Source organism: Streptomyces brasiliensis (genome assembly GCF_014647875.1).
GTDB lineage: Bacteria > Actinomycetota > Actinomycetes > Streptomycetales > Streptomycetaceae > Streptomyces > Streptomyces brasiliensis.
Genome location: NZ_BMQA01000199.1, coordinates 1 through 1,762, shown reverse-complemented (window position 1 = coordinate 1,762; position 1,762 = coordinate 1). Strand labels below are relative to the sequence as shown.

Genomic DNA, 1,762 nt, shown 5'->3' with positions numbered 1-1,762 from the left:
GTCCCGGTGATCGCGCCGAGGACGCCGGCGGACTGTTTCGAGGCGGCGCTGGAGGCGGCGCGGATCGCGTTGACGTACCGCACGCCGGTGATGCTGCTGTCGGACGGTTATCTGGCCAACGGCTCGGAGCCGTGGCGGATCCCGGAGCTGGAGGAGCTGCCGGATCTGGCGGTGCAGTTCGCGCAGGGGCCCAATCACACGCTGGATGACGGCAGTGAGGTGTTCTGGCCGTACAAGCGTGACCCGCAGACCCTGGCCCGGCCGTGGGCGATTCCGGGGACGCCGGGGCTGGAGCACCGGATCGGCGGGATCGAGAAGGAGGACGGCTCGGGCAACATCTCCTACGCGCCGGCCAATCACGATTTCATGGTCCGCACGCGGCAGGCGAAGATCGACGGGATCGAGGTGGCGGACCTGGAGGTCGACGACCCGGACGAGGCGGGCACGCTGGTGCTGGGCTGGGGCTCGACGTACGGCCCGATCACCGCGGCGGTACGGCGGCTGCGCGCGGCCGGTGAGTCCGTCGCGCAGGCACACCTGCGCCACCTCAACCCCTTCCCGAGGAATCTCGGCACCGTTCTGGAGCGTTATCAGAAGGTAGTGATTCCCGAGATGAACCTGGGCCAGCTCGCCACGTTGATCCGGGCGAAGTACCTGGTCGACGCCCACTCCTACAACCAGGTCAACGGAATGCCGTTCAAGGCGGAGCAGCTCGCCAAGGCGCTCAAGGAGGCCATCGATGGCTGACACGTCCGCGGAAGGCACGGACACGATCGAGGCGCTCTCCCTCGTGCCGAAGGCCGAGGCCAGGCAGTCGATGAAGGACTTCAAGTCCGATCAGGAGGTGCGCTGGTGCCCGGGGTGTGGTGACTACGCGATCCTGGCGGCGGTGCAGGGCTTCATGCCGGAGCTGGGGCTGGCGCGGGAGAACATCGTCTTCGTGTCCGGGATCGGCTGCTCCTCGCGGTTCCCGTACTACATGAACACCTACGGCATGCACTCCATCCACGGGCGGGCGCCGGCGATCGCGACGGGCCTGGCGACCACCCGCCGGGATCTTTCGGTGTGGGTGGTCACCGGTGACGGGGACGCGCTGTCGATCGGCGGCAACCACCTCATCCACGCGCTGCGCCGCAATGTCAACCTGAAGATCCTGCTGTTCAACAACCGGATCTACGGTCTGACCAAGGGCCAGTACTCGCCGACGTCGGAGGTCGGGAAGATCACGAAGTCGACGCCGATGGGGTCGCTGGACGCCCCGTTCAACCCGGTGTCGCTGGCGATCGGTGCGGAGGCGTCGTTCGTGGCCCGCACCATCGACTCGGACCGGGGGCACCTCACCGGGGTGCTGCGGCAGGCGGCCGCGCATCCGGGCACGGCGCTGGTGGAGATCTACCAGAACTGCAACATCTTCAACGACGGCGCCTTCGACGCGCTGAAGGACAGGCGGAGCCAGGACGAGGCCCTGATCCGTCTGGAACACGGCCGCCCGATCCGTTTCGGCACCGACAGCGAGCGGGGCGTCGTACGCAACCCGCACACCGGTGATCTGCAGGTCGTCACCGTGACGGCGGACAACGAGGCGCAGCTGCTGGTCCACGACGCGCACGCGGCGTCCCCGACGACCGCCTTCGCCCTGTCCCGCCTCGCCGACCCCGACACCCTCCACCACACCCCGATCGGTGTCTTCCGCGACGTGGACCGCCCGGTCTACGACACCGGGATGGCCGCCCAGCTGGACACGGCGATCGAACAGCACGGC

At 68.4% G+C, this 1,762-nt stretch carries 1 protein-coding gene and 1 pseudogene; both read left to right on the top strand.

Features of this window, described 5'->3' with window-relative positions; genetic code table 11:
* A pseudogene (locus tag IEZ19_RS49660) lies at positions 1–747 on the top strand (2-oxoacid:acceptor oxidoreductase subunit alpha); the annotation flags it as partial.
* A partial coding sequence (locus IEZ19_RS49655; protein ID WP_189317938.1) for a 2-oxoacid:ferredoxin oxidoreductase subunit beta occupies positions 740–1,762 on the top strand: 1,023 nt, incomplete at its 3' end. The pseudogene IEZ19_RS49660 and the gene IEZ19_RS49655, both read left to right, overlap by 8 nt.